We start from the raw sequence: 24827 nt of genomic DNA, 5'->3' as shown, positions 1-24827 counted from the left end.
TCCGACCATGCCAACGCTCACCGACCAGCAGATCGCCGAGCACGCCGCGAACGCCGGATTCCGCGGCGAGGACCTGCAGATCGCCGTCGCGGTCGCGCTCGCCGAGTCCCGGGGGAACCCGGACGCGATCGGCGACGTGTCGCTGCAGACCGAGGCCTTCGGGCCGTCGGTCGGCCTGTGGCAGATCCGCTCGGTGAACCCCGGCCACGGCAACGCCTTCGACCGGGCGCACCGCGACGCCTCGGCCAACGCCGACCCGGCGACCAACGCGCGCAACGCCTACGCGATCTACCGCGAGCACGGGTGGGGCCAGTGGTCGACCTACACCGAGGGCCAGTACCGGCGGTTCATGGACCGGGCGCGCAGCGCGGTCCAGCCCGGCTCCGGCGGGGCGGTCCGCGCGCGGCAGGCGTCGAACACCGCCAGCAGCAACCCCGGTGGATTCCAGGGCGAGATCGCCAAGTTCTTCGACGCGATGGCCAAACTCGTCGAAGGAACCCGGAAACCGCTGCTCAACGCCTCCCAAGCGCTCAACCACGGTGCTGCGTCGCAGAACGCCTTCGGTCGCGTGCAGGCGTCCGCCGCAGCCGCCGGGGCGCACCAGGCCACCATCTCCAGCAGCTGCGAGAACACCCGCCGGGCGCTGGCCGCCGACCAGAAGTTCCGCGAGGACCTGGACTGGGCCGCCCGGATGATCCGGCAGCACGACGACCGCGCCACGCAGGCCCAGCAGGGTCAGCGGTCCCTGATCAACGGCATCACCCACGCCTGACCAGATCTCTCGTGAGGAGACACGGACATGGACCGTTCCGAGAGCGTGCTGAGCGCGGGCTCGCGGTTCGCGGTGAACCACGCGGCCCTCGACGCAGCGGCGCAGTCGCTGCCCGACCAGGTGGCGGTGCTCGGTGAAGCCCGCCGCCACCTCACCGCTCGCACGCTGCCCGGGAACGCGTTCGCGAACGTGCCCGGATCGCACCAGGCCCGGACCGGGCACCTCGGCACCATCCAGGCCAACGACGAGAACCTGCGGACGGCCGCCAGCCGGTTGACCGGGGTGATCGACGGGATCAAGTCCGCCAACGCCGCGGTCCGCCGCTGGGACGCCCAGAAGGCCGCCGAGATCCGGAAGCTGAACCCGGACCTGCTCGTACCGGTCCTGGACGGGGGAGCGGGCCGCTCCGTCGCCGAGCGCAACGCGGCAGGCCGGGCCCAGATCGAGCTGGCGCGCGACGCCGCCCAGGAGGAGCTGCGCAAGCTGCAGGGCGAGGTCGGACCGGTCAACCGCGAGGTGCAGATCCAGCAGCTCCGCGAGAAGATCGCCGCCTACGACGAGATCCTCAACAGCAACACGCAGATCCTCAGCTTCAACGGCGAAGGGCGGCTGGTGGCCCTGGTCGGCAGCCTCAACTCCGACACCCGGGCGGTCGCCGTGCTGGTGCCCGGCATGAACACCGGTGTGGAGGACTTCGCGCGCTACACCAGCACGGCGGGCAGCTTCGCCGAAGCCGACCCCAGCGGGCGCACCGCCGCAGTGCTGTGGATGAACGGCGACTTCCCACAGGGCCTGCCGGAGGCGAGCACGTCCGGGCCGTCGCAGGAGATGGCCCCGAGGCTGGCCGACTTCGTCAACAACGACCTGCGGCCCCAGCTGGGCGAGGACGCCAAGGTCACCGTCATCGGGCACAGCTACGGCGGCGCGGTCGTCGGATTGGCCGACGCGGCCGGGATGCGGGCGGACAACGTGGTCCACGTGGCCTCGGCCGGGATGGGCGACGGGGTCTCGGAGATCACCAACCCGTACCCGGCGCACCGGTACTCGGTCACGATGGAGCACGACCCGATCCAGTGGGCGCAGGGCCGGGTCCACGGCCCGGACCCGGACGACTTCCCGGGCGTCACCCCGCTGCCGTCCAGCCGCGACTCCGACGGCTGGTTCATCCCCGACGTGAGCTCGCACAGCACCGTCCTGGCACCGGGCACCGAGTCCTGGCGGGACATCAACAGCGTCGTCAACGGCTCCATCCAGAACCGGCAAGTGCTGCACTGATCGCTGCTGCAGGAGCCCCAAGACCGGCCGCTGAGCGATAATTCCCCGTCGCTCAGCGGTCGTTCCACGTCCAGCTGTCGGACCCCGGGCGCCAGCCGCGAGCCCGGCCCAAGCGGATGGTCGCCCGCGCAACAACCGCCAAGCCCGCGAGCGCGATGCCGAGCAGAGCGAGCCAGCCCGACAGCGGGGAGTGGTCGGGCAGCGGTGGTGGGCCCGCGGCCGGGCGCACCGTCGGAACGTCGGGCATCGGCGCCGGGAGCTCCAGCGCTGACGGGTCGTCGACGAGCTCGGTGGTCACCGCCGAGTTCACGTTCAGCACGCCCCAGCCCAGCCGGGGGTCGTGGCCGTTCGGCGGACGGCTCGCGGTCCGGGCCAGGCGATCCGCGACCTGCTCGGCATCCAGCTCGGGTCGGTAGGAGCGCACCAGCGCGGCGGCTCCGGCGACATAAGCCGCGGAGAACGCCGGAACATCCACTCCCCACCGGTGCCCCAAACCGCGGGCACCGGCCGAAACACCGACGAGATCCGCACCGGGAGCGGCGAGCGACAGGTGATCCCCGGCCTCGCCCTGCACCGCGGCGCCCGACTCGTCGAGGGCACCGACGGCCAGCACCCCGGGCAGATCGGTCGGGTAGGAGCGATCCTCCGGCTGGTCACCGACCGCCGGTGAGACCACGACTGCGTTGCGGGACAAGGCATCGCGCACGGCCGCTTCCAACGCCGGGCTCGTGCTCGCCGCGGGCACGGCCACCAAGACGACCGTCGCACCTGCGTCCACCGCGCGCTCGATCGCACCTGCCAAGGCATCCGGGCTGGGCTCGCCGCCAGCGGTCGTGGTCTCGGTGTACCTGATCCCGAGCAACCGGGCTCCGGGCGCCACCCCGGCGAAAGCGGTGTCCGGAACCCGCTGCGCGCCGACGATTCCGGCGGCGAAGGTGCCCCGGCCGTCGCAGTCGCCGAGGTCCGACCCCGGCACCACCTGCCCCGGTGCGAACTGCGCGTTACCCGCGTCGATCCCGGTGCCGACGACCGCCACCAGCTGACCGGTGCCATCGGACAGCGGCCAGGTCTCCGACGCGTCGGTGAGCCGCTGCGCCCACCCCGCAGACTCCGCGTAGACACCGGCGGGGGAGGCGCACTGGGCGAACGCCGGAACGGCGGTGAGGCCGCTGATCACCACGGCACCCACCGCTGCGACAGCGGCCCGCCCGCTCACGACTGCGGAACCCACAGCGTGACCTGCGTTCCCCAGTCCGGGCGGGACTCCACCCGGGCAGACCCGCCGACCTCCGCCATCCGCGCCTTGATGGACTCGGTGATGCCGAACCCGGGCCTGCGGTCCGCGTCGAACCCCGCGCCCCGGTCCCGGACAGTCACCGCGATACCGCCGTCGCGTTCGGCGACCCGCACCTCCGCGCGGTCGGTTCCGCTGTGCTTCAGGGTGTTCCGCAGGGCCTCCCCGGTGGCATCGCGCATCGCGGTGCGCCGGTCCGACGGGAGCGTGTCGTCCACCTCCGCGCGGATCAACTCGGCGCGCAACCGGTTGTGCGACAGCTCAGAGATCAGCGCCGCCAGCTCGGGAGCCAGCCGGGCGCGGTTCGCGGTGGGGACCGCGGTCATGTCCCGGCGGATCAGAGCGGCCTGCTCCTTGGCGGCCCGGCGCAGTTCGGCCAGCCGGGCCGGGGCGGCACTCGCGTCCGACCGGCTGCCCAGCGCCAGCGCCTCCAGCGTCGGCAGCACGCGGTCGTGCAGGTACCGGTTCATCACGACGCGCTCGCAGCGGCGCCCACGCCGAAAACCGGCGTGATGGGCGAACCGGACGCTGAGCACCAGCAACGCCATCAGGCAGAGGGTGGCGGCGAGGATCATCACGCGGATCTCCCGGATGTCAGGCCGACAGGCGGTCGGGCGCCGAGCAGGTGGCGAAGCCGTGCTCGATCGCGTAGGCGGTCAGCGCGGGGCGGCGCCGCAGACCGGTCTTGTCCCGGATCCGGTCCAAGTAGGACCGCACGGTGCGAATGCTGATCCGCAGGCCCACCGCGATGTCCTGGTCGCGCTCCCCGGCGGCGAGCCTGGCCAGCACCTCGGCCTCGCGGTGCGAGAGGTCGATGCGCGCCCCCGCGCCGGTCCTGCGCGGCGCAGCCTCCAGCACGACGTCCGCCAGCTTCGGCGCGACGTGGCTGCGCCCGGCCGCGATCTCCCGGACGGCGCGCAGGATCTCGTCGGCATCGGCGTCCTTGCCGAGGAACCCGCGGGCCCCGGCCAGCATCGCACCGAGCACCTCGGAGCGCTCGGTCTGCGCCGACACGACCAGCACCGGATGCCCCCGGCGCACCAACTCCATCACCGCGGCAGCGCCCCGAACCCCGGGAATGCCCAGATCCAGGACGACGATGCTGCCCGCGCATCGGCTGCGGGCGGCGAACTGCGCGACCGACTCGGCGACCGCGTCCACCTCGATGTCCGGGGCGTCCTCGAACACCCCGGCCACCGCCGCTCGGTACAGCGGGTGGTCCTCCACCACCCCGACTCGAATCCGCTCGGTCTCCACCGGCTCTTCCTCCCAGTCGGAACTCCAGGTGCGACGCTAGCGAGATCCGGCCACCAGCTGTGGTGGCCGTTCGTACCCCATTTCGCACCCGGACCAGGGCACCTACCGATCACAGGAACGTGCCGGGCCGACCGCGTCAGAGCTCGTCGGCGCGCACCAAGCCGTCCTGGATCGCGCGGGCCACCAGAGCGGCTTTGGTCGGAGCCTCCCGGCCGACGTTGGCGTACTTCACCCGCACCCGCTCCAGGCAGGAGTTCACCCGGTGCACCGTCAGGTTCAGCCGCCGAGCCACCATCTCCTTGGACTCGCAGTGGAACCACTCCAGCAGCACCTCGGTCTCCCGCGGCGACAACCGGGGACGGTGCGGGCGGTCGTCGGTGCCGAACGCGCCGGACAACGACGGCGGCAGGTACGGGGTGTTGCCAGCCGCGGCCTGCACGGCAGCCACCAGGTGGTCCTCGCCCTCGGCCTTCGTCAGGTAGGTGAACGCGCCGATGTCCAGGCAGGTCAGCACCGTTTCCCGGTCCGCCCGCATGCTGTAGATCACCACCGGGCGCCCGGCGTCCACCAGGCGCTTGAGATCGCCGTAGGCGGGACCCGTGACGTCCAGCTGCAGGTCGAAGATCACCACGTCGGCGGTCGCACCCGGCTCGAGCCACGCCACCGACACCGACGGGCCCGAGTCGAGCACCTTGATCGGCGGATCGGCCAGCCCGCACCAAGCGCGGACCCCGGCCACCACCGCGGGATGATCGTCCACCACCACTACCGTGATCACCTGCGCACCTCCGCTGCACCAGTCGTGTCGCGCCACGTCGCCTCGATCCAGACCCGTCCGCCGTCGACCACCGCGGACGTCTCCACGCCCCCGTCCGAGCTCGGGTCGGTGGACAGGGCGGGGTCGAACGCCTCGGCGATCACGCTGACCGTCACCGCATCGCCCGTGCCCGCCACCGTCAACCGCACCGTGCCGGTAGCGGTTGCCAGGGCGGTGACGGCGGGTTCGGTGAGCTTGCGGCGCACGTCCTTGGGAATCTCCGGGCGCCTGCCGGTCGCCGCGAACCGCACGGAAAGCCCCTGCCGCTCGGCCAGTTCGATGCACGCCCGCAGCTCGTGCAGCAGCGGATCGGGCACCGAGGCGTCCTCGGCGAACAGGCGCCGCATCTTGGCCGCCTCCACCGAACACCGCCTGCGCACCGACTCGTCACCGGGGTCGAGGGCACCCGACGCCAGCCCGGCGAGCAGCGGGACCGTCGTGGTCTCCAGGTCCGCGTAGCGGTCCTTGCGGTCGCGGTGCAGCTGCCGCGCCACCTCCTCGGAAGTCCGCAGCTGCTCCTCCTCCCGGGCCACACGCGCCGAGGACACCGCGAGAGCTCGCAGCACGACCGAGATCACCCCCACCGAGAGCTGGTAGGACACGATCAGCACGGTCGCGTTCACCGAGTCGGCGAACGCGATCGCGGCGTCTCCGGCCAACCCGACCAGCGCGAAGGTCAGCGCGTACTGGGCGATGAGCGTCACCGCGAACACGAGCAGGCGGCAGTCGAGCAGGAACAGCACCAGCGTCCAACCGGCGTCCCCTTCGGACCAGTGCGCGAACCCGAGCAAGTTCTCCGGTCGCACCGACGTGGTACCGAGCACCGACAAGGCGAAGACGGCCGCGATCAGCGGCCAGCGCCACCGGCCGATCGAGCCGCCTCGGCGCAGCGCGACCAGCACCACCAGGGTCAGCACCACGAAGCCGCCCCAGACGGCGAACTGGGCGGCCATCGGCCGGTAGGCGTCGGGGTGGGTGAGCAGCTTCGGCAGGTCCAGCAGGCACAGGATGACCAGGTTCATCACCACCGCCGCCCACTGCAGGCCGCGCAGGAACCGCGCCGCGATGTTCTCGGCGTCGCCGCCGATGTCCTCCGGCACACCCAGCGGGCAGGTCATCCGCACCCGGGTGCCTGCGCCTGGGCTGCTGGTCACCTCGGCGCTGCCACCGGTCCGCTGCATGCGCTCCACCAGCGACCGCGTCACGCCGTAGCGGTGGCGGGAGATGCGCTCGGGGTCGAAACCGCGCCCGCTGTCCACGACCTCCACGACGACGTCGTCGCCGTCGCGCGAGACGATCACCTCGGCCCGATCGGTTCCGGCGTGCCGCACGACATTGGTCAGCGCCTCCCGGGTGCCGTGGCACAGGGCGGCGGCCTCCACCGTCGGCACCACCAGTTCGCCGGGAGCCGTCACGCGAACCGCTAGCGGAGTGCGGGCGACGGTGTCGCGCAGCATGCCGACCAGGTCCACGTCTCCGCCGGAGACCACCGACCGGCCGCGGATCACCTCCAGGTCGCGGCTGGACTGCTCGGCGAGCCAGGGCTGCTTGCCGTGCACGACCCCGGCACCGACCATCAGCAGCGTGGCCGAGGCGGTGTCGTGCAGCGCCGCCAGGTGTTCGCGCTCGTCGGTGCGGCGTGCTTCGGCCACGGCGGCCTGGCGGCGCAGCCGTTCGCCGCGCGCGACGTGCTGGTCGGCGGTCTGGGCGCTGCGCCGCACGAGCAGGTAAAGCCATCCGGAGAGGGTGGCTTCCATGAGCATCCACAGGTGAATCGGGGCGGCTGTGAGCCAGTGGTCGGGCATGGCCAGCGCCGTGCCGACCAGGTGCGCGGCGGTGATCACCGCGCTCGCCGCGGCCAGCGCCCGCACCCCGATGTGCCAGGGGTAGGCGACCAGGATCACGGCCGAGGCCACCCGGACCCAGGTGGTGCCCTCCGGGCTGGGGGCGATGGGTGTGGTCCAGGCCTGGGTGACGCAGACCGCGCACACCACCAGCACGTCCACCACCACGGGCCAGCGACCGCCGACCCGGGTCATGCGGATCGCGTAGGCGACGTTCCACGCGTTGAGCGCGACGACGACCAAGGCGGCGAACCTCGGATCGCGCTCGGTCTCCATGACGAGCGAGGCCAGGCTCGCCATGGCCACGACGACGGCCCGCACCCACACCGCGTAGTGCAGTCCCAGGTGGACGAGCCCCCGTTCGGCCGACCCCATCAGCCTGCGATCACCTGTCGCGCCCGCGCCGGGTCGAGGGCCGTGCCGGTCGGGAACAGCGCGAGCACGGACGCGGGTGCGCCCCGCCGCGGCAGGTTCCCGTAGCCGAGCGCGGAGACCGCTTCCTCGCCCGGGATCGGGTACTTCAGCCCGGTGTCGGTGATCAGGTAGACCGCCCCGGGTGTCAGTTCCTCGGCGACGATCGCCCCGGCACCGCCGGGCACATAGATTTCGTTGGCGGTTTCCGGGGTGGGTGCGCCCACCGGTACGACCTTCTCATCGGGCCGCAGCGGCAGGTCCGAGGAGACTGTGATGCGCCCGTCGGTGGTGCACACCGCGGCGGTCCGGTCGGGCGCCACCGGATCGGGACGCTTCATCGGATACCCGTCCTCGCCACCTGGGACGCGCGGCACGCTGCCGATGTCAGCGGTGGCGACCTCGATCCGGTGCGGTCGCTCACCGGGGTAGGCGGCGGTGTTGCCGGGCGCACCGAGCACCAGGTCCGCCTCGGTCTCGGTGATCACGGCCAGGCCGTTGCGCTGGACGAGGTAGTACTCGCCGACCTCGGAGACGAGAACCTGCCCGACCAACCGGGATTCCGAGCCCACCTGGACGCCGAGCGCACCGGCGTCAGGCACCTCGACGGGGCTCAGGTCCCGCCCGGCCGGGAGGGTGTTCAGCCAGGCCGGAGCTACCAGGAGGGCTTGAGCCCCGGCGTATCCGAGAGCCACCACGGCGCTCTCGCCGTCCAGGCGGTACCGCTGCCCTCCGGTGACCAGGAAGCGCTCCCCGGACGGCAGGCGCGCGAGCAGCGCCCGGCCCTCAGAGATCTCGGTTCCGCTGGCCCCCGGTCCTAACAGGACGGTGGCGATCGGCGCCTCGCCGCTGGGCCGGTCGGGCGCGACACGGGTGCACGTGGTCCAGGCCCCGGAGAGCAGGCGCTCCGGCTGTGGCAGCGAGTCGGGTGCCCCGGCGATGCCGACGGCCGCGCCGCGGGGAGCTCCGGACAGCGACTTCGCGGGCACGGTGAGGGTCTTGGTGCCGTCACCTCCGGCGAGGAGCCGGGCGGAGGCGTAGTTGAGCACCGGGTGCAGCAGCCCGTCCTCCCCGAGGACGAACCTGGTCCCGGTCTCCTTCTCGATGAGCACTTGGCCGCCCTGCCGCCATGCCTCGGCACGCGTCGGGGCGAGCAGGCCCACGATCCCGAACACCGCGGACACCAGGAGCGCCACCGCCAAGCCGAGTGCCGTGCCGAGCACGACGCGCTTGGCCGGTGCCACCGGGTGGTTGGCGTCGGCCGAAACGAGCGCGGAGACCAGCCGACGGCGCAAGAACCGGTAGGCCTGGATCTGATCCCGCTGCGTCCACACCTCGTGACCCCCTGCCGAGCATCTGATCGACGTGATCGTACTCAGCGGCGCGCCCTTTTCGTACGTGTTGGGTAACAATCGCCAAGTCCCCGGCGATAAACAGCGTCACCGCTGGCCGAGAAGTCGTCCGCAAGGCGCATTCCACAACAGAACGATGAATCGTGGGTGACACCGTGCGGTGTTTCAGGGATGCGGCGGTGACGTCATTTCTACCGTCTTGGCGCGAGCGATTTCGTGCCTCCACCGGTCCGAGTCTGGGCGTGCGGGGGCAGCCGCCGGGTCCCGGCGGCTCATGCGCACGTCTGCGTGTCCTCCGGCGGGCGCGGGGCGGGGATGGCCCGGCGGAGGAGGTTGTTCTGCTCTGCCCCGGTGGGGCGCGCGCCCGGTCTCGGCCGCCGGGATGAATCCACTGTGGATGGTGGGGTGAAGGTCGGCCGACCGTTGTCGATGGTGATGGTCCAGCGCTGGCTGTGGATGAGCCTGTGGTGGTGGCCGCAGAGCATCACCAGGTTGTCCAGGTCGGTCCCACCGCCGTCGATCCACGACTCGATGTGGTGGGCGTCGGGGGTTCCCGGCGGGCGGTCGCACGCCGGGAAGGCGCAAGTGCCGTCCCGGAGGAGCAGGGCGGCTCGGAGGTGGGGCGGCGCGGTGCGCTCGGCGCGGCCCACGTTGAGGGGCAGGTCGTCGCCGCCGAGCACGACCGGCAGGACTTCTGCGTCGCACGCGAGGCGGCGGACGTTCTCGACCGAGATCGGCTGGTCGGTCGCGGTGAGGGTGCCGGGCAGGACGCTCCCGTCGGGGGAGCCGAGCGTGCGGGTGAGGGAGTCGAAGTCGATGGTGACGGCGATCTGGGGGCGCTGCCCGCCGGAGCGGGGGAGCCGGTCGGAGACGATCGCGATGTCCAGCAGTGCGTCGAGCGCGTCGGCGTTGCGCTGTCCGGGTGTGCGCGGGTCCCGCTCGCCGTCCTCGGTGGGGCGCGGGGCGGCGAGCGGTTGGAGGACGGCGCGGAACTTCGCGCCGGTTTCGCGGTCGAGCCGGGCGTTGATCACGGTCATCCCGTCGGCGGTGGTGCCGTAGTGCAGCTCGCGGATACGGTGCTGGGTTTCCTCGGCGCGGAACGCGCCGTCCTGGTCGAAGTAGTAGCGGACCCGCTCCGCCAGGCGAGCGAGCTGGTGCGGGGAGTGGTCGCGGGCGTACCCGGCGAGCAAGGTCTCGGCCTGCTCCAGCTCGGCGGTGGTGTTGACCGGCGCCATCCGCTGCACCCCGTCGATGATCACGCGCGCGTGCTGCGCGGTGATCGCACCGGAGGCGATCGCCTCGGCGGTGGCCGGAAGTTCCGCGGACACGGGCGTCCCGTGCGGGCTGGTGTGCTCTGTGGCGTTGCGCGCCACCAGCGTCCGGGTTTTCGCCTCACCTCCGGCGAGGTTGAGCATCGACTGCAACCAGGTCTCAGTCCTGCGGGCGCCCTGCGCGGCGGGGAGACCGCGATCCTCGGCTTCGGCGATGGCCCGCAACTGGGTCGCCATCGCAGCCCGCATCGCCGCTTCGGTCTCGCGGATCACGGCAACCAGCTCCTCGTCGGAGCATGCCGAAACCGCCGACTGCGGACCTCCGTTGTCCGCACCCGACCGCGAAACCGCCGTCAACGCATCCACGTCACCCACTATCCCGGCCTCGAACGCCTGTTTCACCGCTCGACCGGGTGCAAGAAAACCGGCGCCGATTCGGCGTGTCGTTCTGGGCTGCTCAGCGGCCCGGCGTTGCGGCGGCGAGCAGGGCTTGTGCCGCGTTCTTCGCGTGCTGGATGCAGCTCGCGTCGTTGAGCGCCATCGAGCGGCTCGCAGCGCCGTCCACGAGGACGGCCAATTGTTCGGCCAGTACCAGCGGGTTCGCGACTCCCAGCTCGCTCGTCAAGTCGGCGAGGAGCCTGACCAGGCGGCGCTTCTGCTCGGCCGCGAACTGGTGGACCGGGCTCGTCGGGTCGGGGAACTCGGCTGCCGCGTCGATGAAGGGGCAGCCGCGGATCGGATCGGCTTCGGGCGCAGTGAACAGTGCGAGGATGCGTTCTTCCGGCGTGAGGTCGTTGCGGTCGAGCACGCCTTCCAGCGTCCGACCGGACTCGACCAGGTTCCGCAGGTGGCCGACCACCAGGTCGTCCTTGGCGGGGAAGTGCGCGTACAGCGTGCGTTTCGACACCGGTGCGGCGGCGGCCACCTGCTCCATGCTGGTCCCGGTGATGCCCTGAGCTTCGAAGAGGGCGTCAGCCGCGGCGAGGATGCGTTCGCGCCCGCCCCGCCCCCTTCGGCGCTGGGGAGTCTGCTGCTCGGTCACCCCGCAAAGTGTACAGGCCCGTGTACTTAACGGGCACCGTCGTGCTAGCGTGCTTTATGTAAACGAGATCGTGTACTTAGTGCGAGGGATGCCGAAGTGACGACCATGCCCGAATACGCCGAAGAGCTGATCCGAGGCCGCCGAGCGGTCCGCTCGTTCCGCCCGGAACCAGTGCCGGACGAAACCCTGCGCGCGATCTTCTCCCTGGCGGGCGCGGCTCCGTCGAACTCCAACACGCAACCTTGGAAGGTCGAGGTGGTCAGCGGCACAGCACGCGACAGGCTCAGCGAAGCGCTGCTCGCCGCGCACGCGGAACAGCGCCTCTCCGTGGACTTCCCGTACGTGGACGAGCTGTACAGCGAGGTGCACCAGCGACGCCGGGCGGCCTTCGGCGCCGCGATGTACGGCGCACTGGGCATCGGCCGCACCGACCACCAGGCGCGAGACGCCTATCAGGCCGAGAGCCTGCGCTTCTACGGCGCACCGCACGTGGCCCTGCTGTTCGCGCCGTCCAATGCGGACGCGAGGATGACCGCGGACGTCGGGATGTACGGGCAAACGCTGCTGCTGGCGATGACGGCGTACGGGGTGGCCAGCTGCCCGCAGGGGATGCTCGGGTTCTACGGCGACGTGGTGCGCGACTGCCTCGGGATCAGCGACGGCAAGGTCCTCTTCGGGGTCTCCTTCGGCTACGCGCAGGACACCGCACCCGTCAACCACATCGACGTCGGACGCGCGGACCTCGCCGAGACGACGCGCTTCCACGCCTGACCGCGTCCCGGTTCGGCGCCGGAACCCGCCGACACCGAACCGGGACCAGCGCTCAGCCCGCGGTGCGGAGCGGCCTGGGGAGGCTGAACCGCTGGGGTTCGGCGACCCCCTCCAAAGCCTCGACCTGGTCGAAACCCAGCTCGGCCAGCCGGTCGAGGAGGTGGGTGACCAGGACTTCCGGCACCGACGCCCCGGAGGTCACCCCGATCGTCCCCGCCCCGTCCAGCCACGCCGGGTCGAGCTCGGCCGCGCCGTCCACCAGGTGCGCCGCACCGGCCCCGGCCGCCGCGGCGACCTCCACCAGCCGCTTGGAGTTGGACGAGTTCGGCGAGCCGACCACCAGCACGACGTCGCAGCGGTGCGCGATGGACTTGATGGCGTTCTGCCGGTTCTGGGTGGCGAAGCAGATGTCGTCCGACGGCGGGTCCGCGAGGTCCGGGAAGCGGTCCCGGAGGACGCCGACGATCTCCATCGCGTCGCCGATGGCGAGCGTGGTCTGGCACAACCACACCACCCGCTCCGGGTCGGGCACCTCGACGACCGCGGCGTCGGAGGGCGTCTCGACCAGCCGGATCGACTCCGGCGCCTCGCCCATGATGCCGATGATCTCCTCGTGCCCGGCGTGCCCGATCAGCAGCACGGTGTACCCGTCGTCGGTGAACCGCACCGCCTCCTTGTGCACCTTGGTCACCAGCGGGCACGTCGCGTCGACCACCTCCAGCTGCCGGGTGGCGGCCGCTGCGTGCACGACGGGCGACACGCCGTGCGCGGAGAAGATGACCCGCGCCCCCTCCGGCACTTCCGCGACGTCGTCGACGAAGACCGCGCCGCGGGCTTCGAGCGCGGCGATGACGTGCGTGTTGTGCACGATCTGATGTCGCACGTACACCGGCGGCCCCCAGCGCGCGAGGGCGTTCTCGACCGTCTCGATGGCCCGGTCCACGCCCGCGCAGCACCCGCGCGGAGAGGCCAGCAGCACCCTTCTGGTCATCGGTCACGCTCCACTGCTTGATCGGCGATGGTGCGCAGCGCGTCGGCCACCTCGGTGGGCAGGTGCGGGGTGTCGAGCGCGGCGAGCGCGGCGCGGTGGTGGTCGGTGATGAGGTGTTCGACGGTGCGGACGGTCCCGGTGGCGGTCAGGATCTCCCGCACGGTGTCCACTTCGGCCTCGGTGATGTCGGGTTTACCCCACAGCTGGGCGAGCTTCATCGCCTGCGGCGGGCTGGCGGCGGTCAGCGCGTGGGTGATGAGCGCGGTGTGCTTGCCCTCCCTGGCGTCGTCGGTCACGGGTTTGCCGGTGACCAGCGGATCGCCGAAGACGCCCAGCAGGTCGTCGCGGAGCTGGAACGCCTTGCCCACCGGCATGCCGTAGTGGTGCAGCACCCGGGTCACCTCGCGGGAGGCGTTGCCCGCGGCCGCGCCGATCGACAGCGGCCGGTACACGGTGTAGTAGGCGGTCTTGTAGCGGATGATCATCTCCGCCAGGTCCGCGTCCGCCGACCGCCCGCCCGCCGACTGCAGGTCCAGGTACTGGCCGACGGTGACCTCGTGCCGCATCTGCGCGATCTGCGGCAGCACCCGGCCGAGCTGGTCGGCGGTGAGCCGCCGGCAGGTCAGCTTGTCGGCCCAGGCCAGCGCGAGGTCGCCGAGCACGATCGCCGCGCACGTCCCGTACCACTCGCCGTCCTGCTCGGTCCCGGCGCGCAGATCGGCCATCACGCGGTGCACGGTCGGCCTGCCGCGCCGGGTGGCGGAGCGGTCCATCACGTCGTCGTGGATCAGGATGGCGGCGTGGAACATCTCCAGCCCGGCGGCCAGGTCGATCAGCGGTGCCCGGCAGCGGGGTTCCGGATCGGCGGCGAGCCAGCCGAGGACGCACAGGACGGGGCGGATGCGCTTGCCGCCGGTCAGCACGAACCCCTCGATCACCTCGATCATGTCGTCGGAGTGCGGTTCGATCCCACCGGCGAGCGTCGCGGGGTCGAAGAACCCCGCGAGCGCCGAGTCGACCTCGCCGCGGATCTCGTCCAGGTCCACCATGCCCATGTCCGCCCCTTAGCGGCCGTAGTTGATTCTGGTTCTGGGGTTTCTTCTGAAGCGGCGTAGCCGCTTGGCCCACCTGCGCAACTCGCACCGCCGCGGGTTCTCAGAGCTTTCCTGGCGAGGACGGCCCAGCCGCCGTGTATTGGCATACATAAGGCTGGGCACCCGCAGTCCAGGGAAGCTCTGAGGTTCCGCTACCGGCACCGCCACGCAACACGAGTTCAGGGACTAAACCCGGTCGGCGGCGATGAGCAGGTACTGGAACGCGCCGCTGGTGTAGGCCTCGATGAAGGCGTCCTCGATCCCGGTGACCAGCGGCGACCGGGCGCGCAGCCGCCAGTAGGGCAGGGTCGCCTCGGTCAGGTCCACCACGGCGGTGGGCACCAGGCGGTTCATCGCCATCGCGCGGAAGTAGCCGGAGCGCGGGTGGATGTCGCAGATGTAGTGCGCGTTGATGGTGGACACCGCGCGCGAGGGCAGGCCGTAGACGTCGTTGTAGCAGCCGGTGATCGTCACGTACCGCCCGCCGCGCGAGAGCAGCCGCGAGTGCTCGGCGAACAGGTCGTTCAGGTCGGTGTACATGGTGGACTCGTTGTTCCAGATCGCCCGCATGCTGCCGGTGTCGAACCCGGTGTCGAGCATGTTGAGCTGGTGGAACACCACCTTGTCCGACACGCCGCGCTGCTGCGCCTGCTCGTTGGCGAAGTCCACCTGCTTGCGGGAGATCGAGATGCCGTCCACGGCGCAGCCGAACCGCTCGTGGGCCATGAACGAGCTGCCGCCGCGGCCGCACCCGGCGTCCATGATCCGGTCCTGCGGCCGGACCTCCCCGAGGTGGCTGAGCAGCAGTTCGGCCTGCTGGGTCTCCAGCCGGTGCAGCTCGGCGGTGATGCGTTCGCGGGCGGTGGCCGGGTCGCCGTCGGTGACCGACCAGTCCGGCTCGCCGATGCCGTAGTGGTGGTGGAAGTAGCCGTCGACCTCGCCCAGCTCGATGTTGACCGGGTTGGCCTCCTCGTTCCAGTACTCCGCAACGCTGCCCTGGTAGATGCTGCCGGTGGAGCCGTTCTGCTGGATCGTCTCGGTCATCGGGCGGGTCCTCTCAACCTCGGTGGCGGGCGGTGGTGAAGTGCCAGTGGCGGCTTCCGGCGATCCAGGCCCACAGTCCGGTCAGGAAGCGGGCGACCGCCGGGTCGGGGAGCGCGGCGGTGGCGCGCTCGGTGTCGTCCTCGAAGGTCCTGATCAGTTCGTTGTGCACCTCGCAGGCCTTGATGAACGCCTCGTCGAGCGGCAGGTGCTCCTCGGCGGCGATCACGGCCGGCAGGTTGAACGGCAGGCCGTGCTCGCGGATCTCCCGCTCGCAGGAGGCGAGGTCGTTGTGCAGGGTGGCGATCAGCGAGGCCCGCGCGGTGCAGTCCTGCACCAGCGGGTGGGTGTGCAGCTCGGCGGGGATCTCGTAGCCGTCGAGCACGTCGGTGAGGTTCAGGCACGGGCGGAACGAGTTCATCTGCCGGTTGGCGAGGTACTGCCAGGCCGGTGGCAGCCGGTTGAGCAGCCGCCACCCGTTCTCGGCGTTGTACCCCAGGTAGAGCTGGGCGATGTCGTGCCGGATGCGCTGCGCCTGCGCCGGGCTGCTGATCCGCTTGAGGTCGTTGAAGGCCTCGTGCTGCGCGCGCAGCACCGGGTGGCCGGTGCGCTTGGCCTCCCACACCGCCTGGTAGTCGGGGGTCAGGCACGGCGCGTCGATCGCCGACTGGGCCAGCGACAGGTTCGGCCCGATGTTCTGGTCGTCGGTGTCGCGGCGGCTGTTGGTCTCGCAGAAGTAGTCGTCCACCGCGGTCTCGGCCACGATCATCTTGCCCGCCGCGGTCATCCGGTCGACGTCCTGGCTGCCCGGGTGGCACAGCGTGATGCCGCGCCCGGGATCGTGCTTGTAGACGCCCTCGACGTTGTCCTCGCTGTCCAGCCCGAGCCCGGCCATCCACGCGATGATCCGGCTGTTGATCTCCGCCGCGACCTCGGCGCGCTCGGGCGGTGCGGGCGGGCAGTGCAGGACGGTGGTCCGCTGCTGGGTTCCCGGCGGGGTGCAGGCGCTGGTCCCCTGCACACCGCTGGTGTGCGGTTGTTGTGCGGGGACCGGTGTTTCGTGCGCGATGAGCTCGATCATCAGGAATCAGCCCGGCCGATCTCGACGTGCTCCAGCAGCCCGACCGCGTCCGGGACCAGCGGTGCGACGCTGTAGTAGGCGGTCACCAGGTAGCGCAGGATGGCCTGGTCGGTGATGCCCATGAACCGCACGTTCAGCCCGGGCTGCACCTGGTCGGGCAGTTCGGTGGGCTGCAGGCCCACCACGCCCTGCCGCTCCTCGCCGCGCCGCATGGCGATGATCGAGGTGGTGTTGTGGTCGCTGAGGCCGATCTTGCCCAGCGGGTACACCGGGACGCCGCGCCAGGACAGGGCTTTCGACCCGTTGTCCTGGGTGGTCGCGTCCACCGCCAGCCCCCGCCGGTTGCACTCCCGCAGGAACGCGGTGATCGCCTTCGGGTGTGCGAAGAACGCGTCCGTGGAGCGGCGCATGGACAGCAGGTCGTCCATGTCGTCGGGCGTCGGCGGGCCGGTGCGGGTGGAGATCCGCTGGTCGTAGGAGGTGTTGTGCAGCAGGCCGAAGTCCGGGTTGTGCAGCAGTTCGTGCTCCTGGGTCTCGCGGATCTCCTCGACGGTGAGCCGGAGCTGCTCCTCGACCTGGTTCATCGGGTCGTTGTAGAGGTCGGCGACGCGGGTGTGGACCTGCAGCACCGTCTGCGTCAGCGACAGCTCGTACTCGCGGGGGCCCAGCTCGTAGTCGACGAACGACCCGGGCAGCCGCGCTTCGCCCAGGTGCCCGGCGGACAGCGCGATCTCGGCTTCACCGCGGCGGTTCTGCGGCAGCGAGCGGCGCCGCGCGAAGTCGTCCAGGTGCGCGCGCAGCCCGTCCTCGGTGTCGAGCAGCTCGCGCAGGGCGTCCCAGTTGAGCACCATGATCGTCCCGGACGTGGCGCACCGCAGCGTCGCCGACCAGGTCGGGTCCTCGACCGACCGCCTCGTCGCCGAGCTGGTCCCCGTCGGTGATCACGCCGAGGTGGTCGACGGTGCCGTACTCGCCGGTGGCCAGCCGCTCGACCCGGCCGTGCGCGACGACGAAGACCTCCCGGATCGGGCTGCCCTCCGCGGCGAGCACCTCGCCCGGCGTGACCTGGCGGACCGTGAACATGCCCGCGAGGCGGGTGAGGACGTCCACGTCGGTGTAGCCGCGCAGGGCGGCGAGCTCGGTGAGGGTCTCCGGGATGATGCGGACGTCGGTTCCCTCCTGGACGAACGACACCCGCCCGCGCCCGACCTTGATCTGCAGGCGCCGGTTCACCCGGTAGGTGCCGCTGGAGACGGTCAGCCACGGGAGCTGCCGGAGCAGGTTCCGGGAGCTGATGGACTGCATCTGCGGCGGGGTCTTGGTCGTGGTCGCGAGCAGCCGCGCCGCGCGGGTCTGCAGGGACGAGAACTGTTCGGCAGCGGGTGACGACACGTCACGAACCTCCCGTTGGTGGACTTGCTCTCGGCTTTCGGGATTTCGGCCGCGCAGCCCGATCGGCGCACGGCGAATTGCTTCCCCTTTCGCGAGAATCGAATTCGTCGTCGGCCGGTGGCGGAGCTGATCGGCGGCGGTGCCGGTGCGCTGCGCGGTCGTGATGGTCCCGCCTGTTCGGCGAGCTGGCTGCGATCTGGATCGATGCCCGAGTCTATGGGCCGGTTCTACGAGTAGATACAGATGAAAGGGTGACCACCGCGAAGGTGAACATCACCCGTATCGCCGAACGGTCGCGGCGGTCGATTCGACAATTCCCGCGGAATTTCCGGTCCGCTGCGATTGAATCGGGAATTCCGAAATCTCTGTCGCGCGGAACTGCGGAACCGGCGGGAATTCCGTCCTGGGCGGTGCGGGCGCGTCGTGAGCGGCGGTGGTCGCGAGGACCGCCATCGCCGCTCACGGCATCGGTGTGCGGTGATCGCCGGAAAGAGCGACGCTGCCGCCGCCCCGAATCGCTCAGCTGCGCTCGGTCTTGCGCGCGACGGCGTGCAGCCGGGCCTTGGCGGGATCGGTGGCGCGTGCGCGCGACCGCGACTGCCGAGCCCCGTCGGCGGGCGCGTGGCGGACGAACAAGGTGACGGTCACGCTGTCGGTGAAGCCGCTGCGCTGCATGAGCTGGGCGGAAGCGGTGTTGTTCTGCTCGACGTCGGTGATGATCCGCGTGGCGCCAGCGGCGAACAGCGCCGCGCAGGACTCCTCCAGCAGCGTCCTGGCCAACCCCTTGCCCTGGTGGTCGGGAGCGACCGCGAGCCACTCCACGTAACCCCAGTCGGCCCGCTCGTCGTAGGACAGCGACCCGAGCACGAACCCGACCACCCGCCCGTCGGCCTCGGCGACCCAGCACGCATCCGGCTGGGCGTCCATGTGCACGGCCACGCTGGACAACGACCACGAGGTGTAGGGCATCGCGGACACGTCGAAGACCTGGTGCCCGAGCTCGAGCACCCCGGCCAGGTGCGCCAACCCCATCGGAACCAGCTGAACATCGAAATCACTCATGACAAGCCCGATCCTCGTCCACGCACGAGCCCGGCGCCACCTGGTTTCACCCGGGCCCCGGGGTGCTGACCGCAGAACTGGGGAGGAATGCGCGGTGGCTGGTGACGCGTGCGGTCCGGCGTGCGGAAGCCAGCCGAGCGATCGTCGGTACCCGGCCGAACCACTTCGGCAGGTCCGCTACGTGATCACGACCTGCCTGGAACGGGTCTGGCCGCGCCGGGAGCGGCCCCGCCTCCGACCGTCTCCTGTGGACTAGACGGCGCCCGCGGCGATCCTCGTCCCGTGATCGGAATCGCAAGTCGCACCCCGCCCGCGCGCGGGGGTTCCCGGGGCGGGGTAGAACGGGCCCGACAGGAAGTAGCAGGAGGAGGAAGCAGATGATCTTCATCACCGCGAAGTTCCGCGTCAAGCCCGAGCACGCGGACCGGTGGCCCGAGATCACCCGCGCGTTCACCGAGGCCACCCGGGGCGAGGCCGGGTGCCTGTGGTTCGACTGGTCCCGCAGCGTCGAGGACCCGACCGAGTACGTCCTGGTGGAGGCCTTCCGGGACGGGGACGCCGGCGCCGCGCACGTCAACTCGGCGCACTTCAAGGCCGCGCAGCAGGAGCTGCCGCCGCACCTCGTGGAGACCCCGCGGGTCATCAACACGACGCTCGACCAGGACGACTGGTCGGCGCTGGGCGAGATGGCGGTGCCGGAGGCCAGCTGAGCCCGTGCGGGCCTCCGCGGCGGTCCATCGCCGCGGCGGAGGCCCGCCCGCGCAGGCGTCCACAGGGGACGTTCAGCGGGGCTGGAACGAGCTCGGTGCCGTTCCGGTCTGCTTGCGGAACATGGTGGAGAACGCCGCCGGGGTGTCGTAGGCGAGTTCGGCCGCTACCCGGGTGACGGTTCGTCCGGCGGAGAGCAGGCGGATCGCGTGCAGGACGCAGGCCCGTTGCCGCCACTGCTGGAAGCTGAGGCCGGTTCCGGCCAGGAACATCCTGTTGAACGTGCGGGCGCTGACGCCGAGCTGGGCGGCCCACCCGGATGGCGCTTCGCGGACGTTCGGCGCCGTTTGGAACGCCTCGCAGAGCTCGCGCAGGTCTGTCCGGGCGGGCAGCGGCAGGTCGAACGGCAGCGGTGCGAGGTTGCGGATCTCGTGCAGGATCAGCTCGACCAGCGCGCCGTCGCGGCCGTGCCGGTCGTACTCCGGCGGGATGTCCACCGCGGCGAGCAGGAGCTCGCGCAGCAGCGGGGAGACGTCCACGACCCGGCAGCGCGCCGGGAACCACGGCACGGCCGAGGACTCCAGGTAGAGGCTGCGGGTGCTCACGGCGTCCATCAGCACCTGGTGGTCGGTCTCGGGCGGGATCAGCACCGCTCGGCGCGGCGGCACCGTCCAGCTCCCGTCCGCGGTCTCGACCTGCATGATCCCGACCGCGCCGTACAGCAGCTGCGCGCGCCGGTGCCGGTGGCGGGGCAGCAGGTGGCCGGGCGGGTAATCGGTGCCGATCGCCAGCACCGCGCGGTCGATCCCGTCCACCTCGTCCACGGGCACGTTGCGCACCCGGCCACCCTAGTCGACCGGTGGCGCGAACTCGAACGGTCGTGGCGTGACATCGATTGTGCGCCAGCGCTGGCCGGTCCTACCGTGGCCCGGTGCTCGTCTCCTTCCTCGTGCTGCTCGGGTTCGGCTGCCTGACCGGCGTGACCACCGTCCTGTTCGGATTCGGCGGCGGTTTCATCATCGTGCCGGTCGTGTTCGGGGTGGTCGCCGCCACCACGGGTGCCGACGCGATGCACACCGCGGTGGCCACCTCGACCGCGGTGATGATCGTCAACGCCACCACGGCCACCTTCGCACAGGCCCGGTCCGGCCGCCTCCGCAAGGCGCACCTCCACCCGCTGATCGAGTTCATCGCGCTCGGTGCGGTGCTCGGTGCGGTCGCCGCCACCTGGGCCCCGGACTCCGCCCTGCACCTGCTGTTCATCGCCTACCTCGCGATCACGATCGTCGACAGCGCGCTCCGGCGCGGGTTCCTCGACAACGCCCGGGAGGGGGCGGGCGAGCCGCTGGGCAAGGTCGCCTCGACGGCGGGCGGGGTCGGCATCGGCGCGGTCGCCAGCTTCCTCGGCGTCGGCGGGAGCGTCCTGACCGTGCCGCTGCTCCGGCGCCGCGGCCTGCCGATGGCTGACGCCGCCGCGATGGCCAACCCGCTCAGCATCCCCGTCGCGGTCGCCGGGACCGCGGTGTACGCCCTGGCGACGCCGACCACGCCCTACCCGGGGCAGCTCGGGCACGTCAACGTCCTCGTCGGGGCGGCCCTGCTCTGCGGTTCGCTGCCGACCATCGCGGTGACCAAGCGGGTGGTCGGCAAGATCCCCGACCGCGTGCACGCGATCGCCTACCTGGCCCTCCTGGTGCTCGTCCTCGTCGCGATGGTCGTGACCGCCCTGGTCTAGCCGGGCGGTGCTGATCACCTGCGGCGGGGGCGTGCGACGATGGCGGACATGGAGGTTCGTGCTGTCAACGGGGGCAAGGAGCCGCGCTACCTGCAGATCGCTCGCGACCTGGCGGCGGATATCGCGGCCCGGCGGTGGGAGATCGGGGAGCGGATCCCTCCGGAGCCAGAGCTGGCGGCATCGTTCCAGGTCTCCCGCGAGACCTTGCGCAACGCGCTGCGGGAGCTGGAGGCCCGGGGGCTGGTCTCCCGGCGCAAGGGGGACGGCACCCGCGTCGAGCGGCTCACGCCGACGCAGCGGTTCGACACGTCGTTGGGCAGTCTCGAGGAACTCGTCCAGTACGGGCGGGACGCGGTCCGCGAGGTCACCGCGTCCGAGGAGGTCACCATCGGGCCCGAGCTCGCCGAAGCCACGGGCCTGCCGTCCGGCGAGGTGCGCGCTCGGCTGACCACCGTCCGGCGGGCGCCGGACGGTTCGGCGGTGTCCTGGTCGCAGGTCTACCTCTCGCCCGGCGACGCCGCTGCGATCGCCGGAGATCTGGACGAGAGCACGCGTCTGATCAGCGATCTCGTCCGGGAGCGGACCGGCCGGTCGACGCACCGCGTGGTGCAGCGGGTCCGCGCGATCGCGCTCCCGGCCGAACCGGCCGAAGTGCTCGGCCTCCCGCCGGGCAGCCCTGCGCTGGAGTTCGTCCGGCACTACTACGACGCGACCGGAGACCTGTTCGAGACCACGATCGGCGTGCACCCCGGCGACACGTTCAGCTACCGCACGACGCTGGTCCGCTCCGGCTCCGCGTAGTCCCGGGGTGCAAGACGCCCATTGACATCCGGTCCAACACCGGCCACCTTTGTGTCTAGACATAAATGTGTCTAGACACAAAGGGGTGTGGGATGAGATCTGCGGAAGAGCTCCTCGCGAGCGGCCGCCCGAGGCGCAGAGCGCGCTGGTACACCAGCATCGGCAACCAGGTCCTGATCTCGATCGTCCTCGGGATCGCGGTCGGCGCGCTGTTCCCGGCGTTCTCCGCGCAGCTCGGGGTCGTCGGCGACACCTTCCTCGACCTGATCAAGATCGGGGTCGCACCCCTGGTCTTCCTCACCGTCGTGATGGGCATCGCCGCGGCCGGGGACCTCAAGAAGGCCAGCCGCACCGGGCTGATCGCGCTGATCTACTTCGAGGTCGTCTCCACCGTCGCGCTCCTGCTCGGCCTGCTCGCCGGCAACGTCTCCGGCGTCGGGATCGGCACCGGCGCCCTCAGCGGTGCGCACCCGACCGGGGGAGCGCCGACGGGCGGGAGCGACGACGAGGGCTTCCTCGCCACGGTCGTGCCGGACAACTTCGTCGGCGCGTTCAGCTCGGGCCACCTGCTGCAGGTCGTGGTGATCGCGGTGCTGCTGGGCATCGGGCTGCTCACCCTCGCCCCCGCGGTCCAGGCCCGCTTCACCGCCGGGCTGGAGACCGCGTCCGAGGGATTCTTCGCCCTGATCAACGTGATCATGCGCCTGGCGCCGATCGGGACCTTCGGCGCGATCGCCTACTCGGTGGGCACCAACGGCCCGGCGATGCTGCTGGCCCTGGCCGAGCTGGTGGCGCAGTACTGGATCGTGGTGGTCCTGTTCATCGTGGTCGTCCTCGGCGGGATCTGCCTCGCCGCCGGGATCAACGTCTTCCGGCTGCTGCGCGCGGTCCGCACCGAGCTGACCCTGGTGCTCGGCACCGCCTCGTCCGAGGCCGGGCTGCCCGGCCTGCTCGAGAAGCTGCCGCGGATGGGGTTGTCCCGCCAGACGGTCGGGCTGGTGATGCCCACCGGTTACGCGTTCAACCTCGACGGCACCTCGATCTACCTGGCGCTGTGCACGCTGTTCCTGGCCAACGCCTACGGCATCCCGATGGGCTTCGAGCAGCAGCTCGGCCTGCTGGTGATCATGCTCCTGACCTCCAAGGGCGCGGCCACGGTCTCCGGCGGCACGTTCGTGGTGTTCGCCTCGACGGTGACCGCCACCGGCTACCTCCCCGTCGAGGGCGTCGCGATCCTCTTCGGCGTCTACCGCGTGATGTCGATGGCCACCGCCACGTGCAACACCTTCGGCAACGTCGTGGCCACCGCGGTCATCTCCCGCTGGAATGGCGACCTAGACCGCGCCCGCCTGCGCGCGGTGCTCGCCGACCCGTCCCTGCTCGACCAGGACGACGACGCTCCGAAGGCGGACCCCGCCGCCAACGTCCCCACCACCCCCGCGAACTCCAGGAGTGCACGGTGAACAGCACGGTCTTCGACTCGTTCCTCTACCGCGAGATGTTCTCGACCGCGCAGATGCGCGAGGTGTTCAGCGACGAGGCCTTCGTCCAGCGCATGATCGACACCGAGACCGCGCTCGCTCGCGCCCAGGCCAAGGTCGGCATCGTCCCGCACGAGGCCGCGCAGGCGATCAGCGACTCGGTCCGCCCCGGCGCGCTGGACCACGAGCGGCTCCGGGCGGACACCGAGAACGTCGGCTACCCGGTGCTGCCGCTGGTCACCCAGCTCGCCGAGCAGTGCGGCGAGGCGGGCGGATACCTGCACTGGGGTGCCACCACGCAGGACATCATGGACACCGCGACGATGCTGCAGTGCCGCGACGGGCTCGACCTCGTCGCCGCGGCCCTCGACCGGGTGCGCGCTGTGCTGCGCCGCCTCGCCGCCGAGCACGTCGACACCGTGACGGCGGGCCGCACCCACCTCCAGCACGCGCTGCCGGTGACCTTCGGATTCCGCGCCGCCGTGTGGGTTTCGGCGCTGGACCGGCACAGCGAGCGGCTCTCCCAGGCCCGCGAGCGCGACCTCATGGTCCAGTTCGGCGGCGCTGCCGGAACGCTCGCCTCGCTCGGGACCGGCCCCGACGGGCTGGCCGTGCGCGCCGCGCTCGCCGCCGAGCTCGGACTGCGCGACCCCGAGATCACCTGGCACGTCGCCCGCGACGGGCTCAACGAGATCGTCGCGCTGCTGGCCGCGATCGGCGGATCGCTGGGCAAGATCGGCTGGGACGTGATGATGATGTGCTCGTCGGAGTTCGGCGAACTCGCCGAGCCCTTCGTGCCGGGCCGCGGCGCGAGCTCGACCATGCCGCAGAAGCGCAATCCGATCTCCAGCGAGCTGATGGTCGCCGCCGCGAAGCTCCTGCGGGACCGGTCCGCCACGATGCTCGACGCGCTGATGCAGGACTTCGAGCGCGCCACCGGCCCCTGGCACCTCGAGTGGGCCACCGTCCCGGAGGCCTTCCAGCTCGTGGCGGCCTCCCTGCACCAGGCGGAGTTCATGCTCACCGGTCTGGAGGTCGACGTCGATCGGATGCGGTCCAACACCGCGCTCACCGGCGGTCTCATCGTCGCGGAGGCGGTCATGATGGCCGTCGCACCGGTGCTCGGCCGACAGCGCGCGCACGAAGTCGTCTACGACGCCTGCCGCAACGCCATCGAGTCCGGTGCGGACCTGGCCGACGAGCTGCGCCGCAACCCCGAACTCGTCGCGCAGCTCGGTGCCAGCCGCATCGACGAGCTCTGCGACCCGGCGAACTACCTCGGCAGCGCCCGCGCCATGACCACCGACGTCGTCGGCACCTGATCCGGGGGAGCGC

General features: G+C 71.4%; 22 protein-coding genes and 1 pseudogene. 8 read left to right on the top strand and 15 right to left on the bottom strand.

Features of this window, described 5'->3' with window-relative positions:
- Window positions 1–7 precede the first annotated feature (7 nt).
- Window positions 8–772 (top strand): transglycosylase SLT domain-containing protein, encoded by a 765-nt coding sequence (locus F1721_RS22165; protein ID WP_150068668.1) that lies wholly within the window; start codon window positions 8–10, stop codon window positions 770–772.
- Window positions 773–799: 27 nt separating this feature from the next.
- On the top strand, window positions 800–2047 hold the full coding sequence (locus F1721_RS22160) for an alpha/beta fold hydrolase (RefSeq protein WP_150068667.1): 1248 nt from the start codon (window positions 800–802) through the stop codon (window positions 2045–2047).
- A 52-nt stretch (window positions 2048–2099) separates the two neighbouring features.
- Here F1721_RS22160 and F1721_RS22155 read toward each other — a convergent pair whose 3' ends face one another.
- The 8 genes from F1721_RS22155 to F1721_RS22120 form a co-directional block, all read right to left on the bottom strand.
- Complete coding sequence (locus F1721_RS22155; RefSeq protein WP_246155241.1) at window positions 2100–3278, bottom strand: S8 family serine peptidase; 1179 nt, start codon at window positions 3276–3278, stop codon at window positions 2100–2102.
- The gene (locus F1721_RS22150) at window positions 3260–3916 is read right to left on the bottom strand and encodes a sensor histidine kinase (RefSeq protein ID WP_246155255.1); all 657 of its coding nucleotides are present in this window, start codon (window positions 3914–3916) and stop codon (window positions 3260–3262) included. Before F1721_RS22150 ends, F1721_RS22155 begins: the two co-directional genes overlap by 19 nt.
- A gap of 19 nt (window positions 3917–3935) precedes the next feature.
- Window positions 3936–4598: a response regulator gene (locus tag F1721_RS22145; protein WP_150068665.1), complete on the bottom strand. Its 663-nt coding sequence runs from the start codon at window positions 4596–4598 to the stop codon at window positions 3936–3938.
- A 136-nt stretch (window positions 4599–4734) separates the two neighbouring features.
- Window positions 4735–5376 carry a DNA-binding response regulator gene (locus F1721_RS22140; protein WP_425474413.1) on the bottom strand — a complete coding sequence of 214 codons (642 nt, stop codon included), beginning with the start codon at window positions 5374–5376 and terminating at the stop codon, window positions 4735–4737.
- Window positions 5373–7634: a sensor histidine kinase gene (locus tag F1721_RS22135; protein WP_150068664.1), complete on the bottom strand. Its 2262-nt coding sequence runs from the start codon at window positions 7632–7634 to the stop codon at window positions 5373–5375. The genes F1721_RS22140 and F1721_RS22135 overlap by 4 nt, the downstream gene beginning before the upstream one ends.
- Complete coding sequence (eccB, locus tag F1721_RS22130) at window positions 7634–9004, bottom strand: type VII secretion protein EccB (RefSeq protein WP_150068663.1); 1371 nt, start codon at window positions 9002–9004, stop codon at window positions 7634–7636. Before eccB ends, F1721_RS22135 begins: the two co-directional genes overlap by 1 nt.
- A 290-nt stretch (window positions 9005–9294) precedes the next feature.
- The gene (locus F1721_RS22125) at window positions 9295–10566 is read right to left on the bottom strand and encodes an HNH endonuclease signature motif containing protein (protein WP_246155240.1); all 1272 of its coding nucleotides are present in this window, start codon (window positions 10564–10566) and stop codon (window positions 9295–9297) included.
- Window positions 10567–10750: 184 nt separating this feature from the next.
- Entirely contained in the window at window positions 10751–11335 is a 585-nt protein-coding gene (locus F1721_RS22120) for a TetR/AcrR family transcriptional regulator (RefSeq protein ID WP_150068662.1), read from the bottom strand.
- A gap of 105 nt (window positions 11336–11440) precedes the next feature.
- Here F1721_RS22120 and F1721_RS22115 point away from each other — a divergent pair, with 105 nt between their 5' ends.
- Window positions 11441–12106: a nitroreductase gene (locus tag F1721_RS22115; protein WP_150068812.1), complete on the top strand. Its 666-nt coding sequence runs from the start codon at window positions 11441–11443 to the stop codon at window positions 12104–12106.
- Window positions 12107–12158: 52 nt separating this feature from the next.
- Here F1721_RS22115 and F1721_RS22110 read toward each other — a convergent pair whose 3' ends face one another.
- The 6 genes and pseudogenes from F1721_RS22110 to F1721_RS22085 form a co-directional block, all read right to left on the bottom strand.
- Window positions 12159–13097 carry a 4-hydroxy-3-methylbut-2-enyl diphosphate reductase gene (locus F1721_RS22110; protein WP_150068661.1) on the bottom strand — a complete coding sequence of 313 codons (939 nt, stop codon included), beginning with the start codon at window positions 13095–13097 and terminating at the stop codon, window positions 12159–12161.
- On the bottom strand, window positions 13094–14152 hold the full coding sequence (locus tag F1721_RS22105) for a polyprenyl synthetase family protein (RefSeq protein ID WP_150068660.1): 1059 nt from the start codon (window positions 14150–14152) through the stop codon (window positions 13094–13096). Before F1721_RS22105 ends, F1721_RS22110 begins: the two co-directional genes overlap by 4 nt.
- Before the next feature lie 225 nt (window positions 14153–14377).
- The gene (locus F1721_RS22100) at window positions 14378–15235 is read right to left on the bottom strand and encodes a geranyl diphosphate 2-C-methyltransferase (RefSeq protein WP_150068659.1); all 858 of its coding nucleotides are present in this window, start codon (window positions 15233–15235) and stop codon (window positions 14378–14380) included.
- Window positions 15236–15248: 13 nt separating this feature from the next.
- The gene (locus F1721_RS22095; protein WP_150068658.1) at window positions 15249–16313 is read right to left on the bottom strand and encodes a family 2 encapsulin nanocompartment cargo protein terpene cyclase; all 1065 of its coding nucleotides are present in this window, start codon (window positions 16311–16313) and stop codon (window positions 15249–15251) included.
- Window positions 16313–17705: pseudogene (locus tag F1721_RS35665) on the bottom strand (family 2B encapsulin nanocompartment shell protein). The gene F1721_RS22095 and the pseudogene F1721_RS35665 overlap by 1 nt, the downstream one beginning before the upstream one ends.
- Before the next feature lie 519 nt (window positions 17706–18224).
- Window positions 18225–18767 carry a GNAT family N-acetyltransferase gene (locus tag F1721_RS22085; RefSeq protein ID WP_150068657.1) on the bottom strand — a complete coding sequence of 181 codons (543 nt, stop codon included), beginning with the start codon at window positions 18765–18767 and terminating at the stop codon, window positions 18225–18227.
- Between the two features lie 377 nt (window positions 18768–19144).
- Here F1721_RS22085 and F1721_RS22080 point away from each other — a divergent pair, with 377 nt between their 5' ends.
- Window positions 19145–19477 (top strand): putative quinol monooxygenase, encoded by a 333-nt coding sequence (locus F1721_RS22080; protein WP_150068656.1) that lies wholly within the window; start codon window positions 19145–19147, stop codon window positions 19475–19477.
- Window positions 19478–19549: 72 nt separating this feature from the next.
- Here the strand turns inward: F1721_RS22080 and F1721_RS22075 are convergent, their stop codons facing one another.
- Entirely contained in the window at window positions 19550–20314 is a 765-nt protein-coding gene (locus F1721_RS22075) for an AraC family transcriptional regulator (RefSeq protein WP_150068655.1), read from the bottom strand.
- 92 nt (window positions 20315–20406) lie between these two features.
- On the opposite strand from F1721_RS22075, the gene F1721_RS22070 reads away from it, so the two are divergent.
- From F1721_RS22070 to F1721_RS22055, 4 genes are all read left to right on the top strand, one after another.
- Window positions 20407–21210, top strand: coding sequence for a sulfite exporter TauE/SafE family protein (locus F1721_RS22070; RefSeq protein ID WP_150068654.1), 804 nt, complete (start codon window positions 20407–20409; stop codon window positions 21208–21210).
- A 48-nt stretch (window positions 21211–21258) separates the two neighbouring features.
- Window positions 21259–22011, top strand: coding sequence for a GntR family transcriptional regulator (locus F1721_RS22065; protein ID WP_150068653.1), 753 nt, complete (start codon window positions 21259–21261; stop codon window positions 22009–22011).
- 92 nt (window positions 22012–22103) lie between these two features.
- Window positions 22104–23474: a cation:dicarboxylate symporter family transporter gene (locus tag F1721_RS22060; protein WP_150068652.1), complete on the top strand. Its 1371-nt coding sequence runs from the start codon at window positions 22104–22106 to the stop codon at window positions 23472–23474.
- Window positions 23471–24814: a class-II fumarase/aspartase family protein gene (locus tag F1721_RS22055; RefSeq protein ID WP_211840567.1), complete on the top strand. Its 1344-nt coding sequence runs from the start codon at window positions 23471–23473 to the stop codon at window positions 24812–24814. Before F1721_RS22060 ends, F1721_RS22055 begins: the two co-directional genes overlap by 4 nt.
- Window positions 24815–24827: the final 13 nt, after the last annotated feature.

Origin of the sequence: Saccharopolyspora hirsuta (genome assembly GCF_008630535.1) — a bacterium.
GTDB classification, from domain to species: Bacteria; Actinomycetota; Actinomycetes; order Mycobacteriales; family Pseudonocardiaceae; genus Saccharopolyspora; species Saccharopolyspora hirsuta.
Note: the sequence above shows the minus strand (reverse complement) of the source record. Positions and strands in the feature narration are given on the sequence as shown.

Coding starts and splice junctions, on each gene's coding strand:
- F1721_RS22110 (WP_150068661.1), bottom strand. CDS start 13,097: ATGACCAGAAGGGTGCTGCTGGCCTCTCCGCGCGGGTGCTGCGCGGGC.
- F1721_RS22095 (WP_150068658.1), bottom strand. CDS start 16,313: ATGATCGAGCTCATCGCGCACGAAACACCGGTCCCCGCACAACAACCG.
- F1721_RS22065 (WP_150068653.1), top strand. CDS start 21,259: ATGGAGGTTCGTGCTGTCAACGGGGGCAAGGAGCCGCGCTACCTGCAG.
- F1721_RS22160 (WP_150068667.1), top strand. CDS start 800: ATGGACCGTTCCGAGAGCGTGCTGAGCGCGGGCTCGCGGTTCGCGGTG.
- F1721_RS22150 (WP_246155255.1), bottom strand. CDS start 3,916: ATGATCCTCGCCGCCACCCTCTGCCTGATGGCGTTGCTGGTGCTCAGC.
- F1721_RS22085 (WP_150068657.1), bottom strand. CDS start 18,767: ATGAGTGATTTCGATGTTCAGCTGGTTCCGATGGGGTTGGCGCACCTG.
- F1721_RS22060 (WP_150068652.1), top strand. CDS start 22,104: ATGAGATCTGCGGAAGAGCTCCTCGCGAGCGGCCGCCCGAGGCGCAGA.
- F1721_RS22105 (WP_150068660.1), bottom strand. CDS start 14,152: ATGGGCATGGTGGACCTGGACGAGATCCGCGGCGAGGTCGACTCGGCG.
- F1721_RS22115 (WP_150068812.1), top strand. CDS start 11,441: ATGCCCGAATACGCCGAAGAGCTGATCCGAGGCCGCCGAGCGGTCCGC.
- F1721_RS22165 (WP_150068668.1), top strand. CDS start 8: ATGCCAACGCTCACCGACCAGCAGATCGCCGAGCACGCCGCGAACGCC.
- F1721_RS22135 (WP_150068664.1), bottom strand. CDS start 7,634: ATGGGGTCGGCCGAACGGGGGCTCGTCCACCTGGGACTGCACTACGCG.
- F1721_RS22100 (WP_150068659.1), bottom strand. CDS start 15,235: ATGACCGAGACGATCCAGCAGAACGGCTCCACCGGCAGCATCTACCAG.
- F1721_RS22080 (WP_150068656.1), top strand. CDS start 19,145: ATGATCTTCATCACCGCGAAGTTCCGCGTCAAGCCCGAGCACGCGGAC.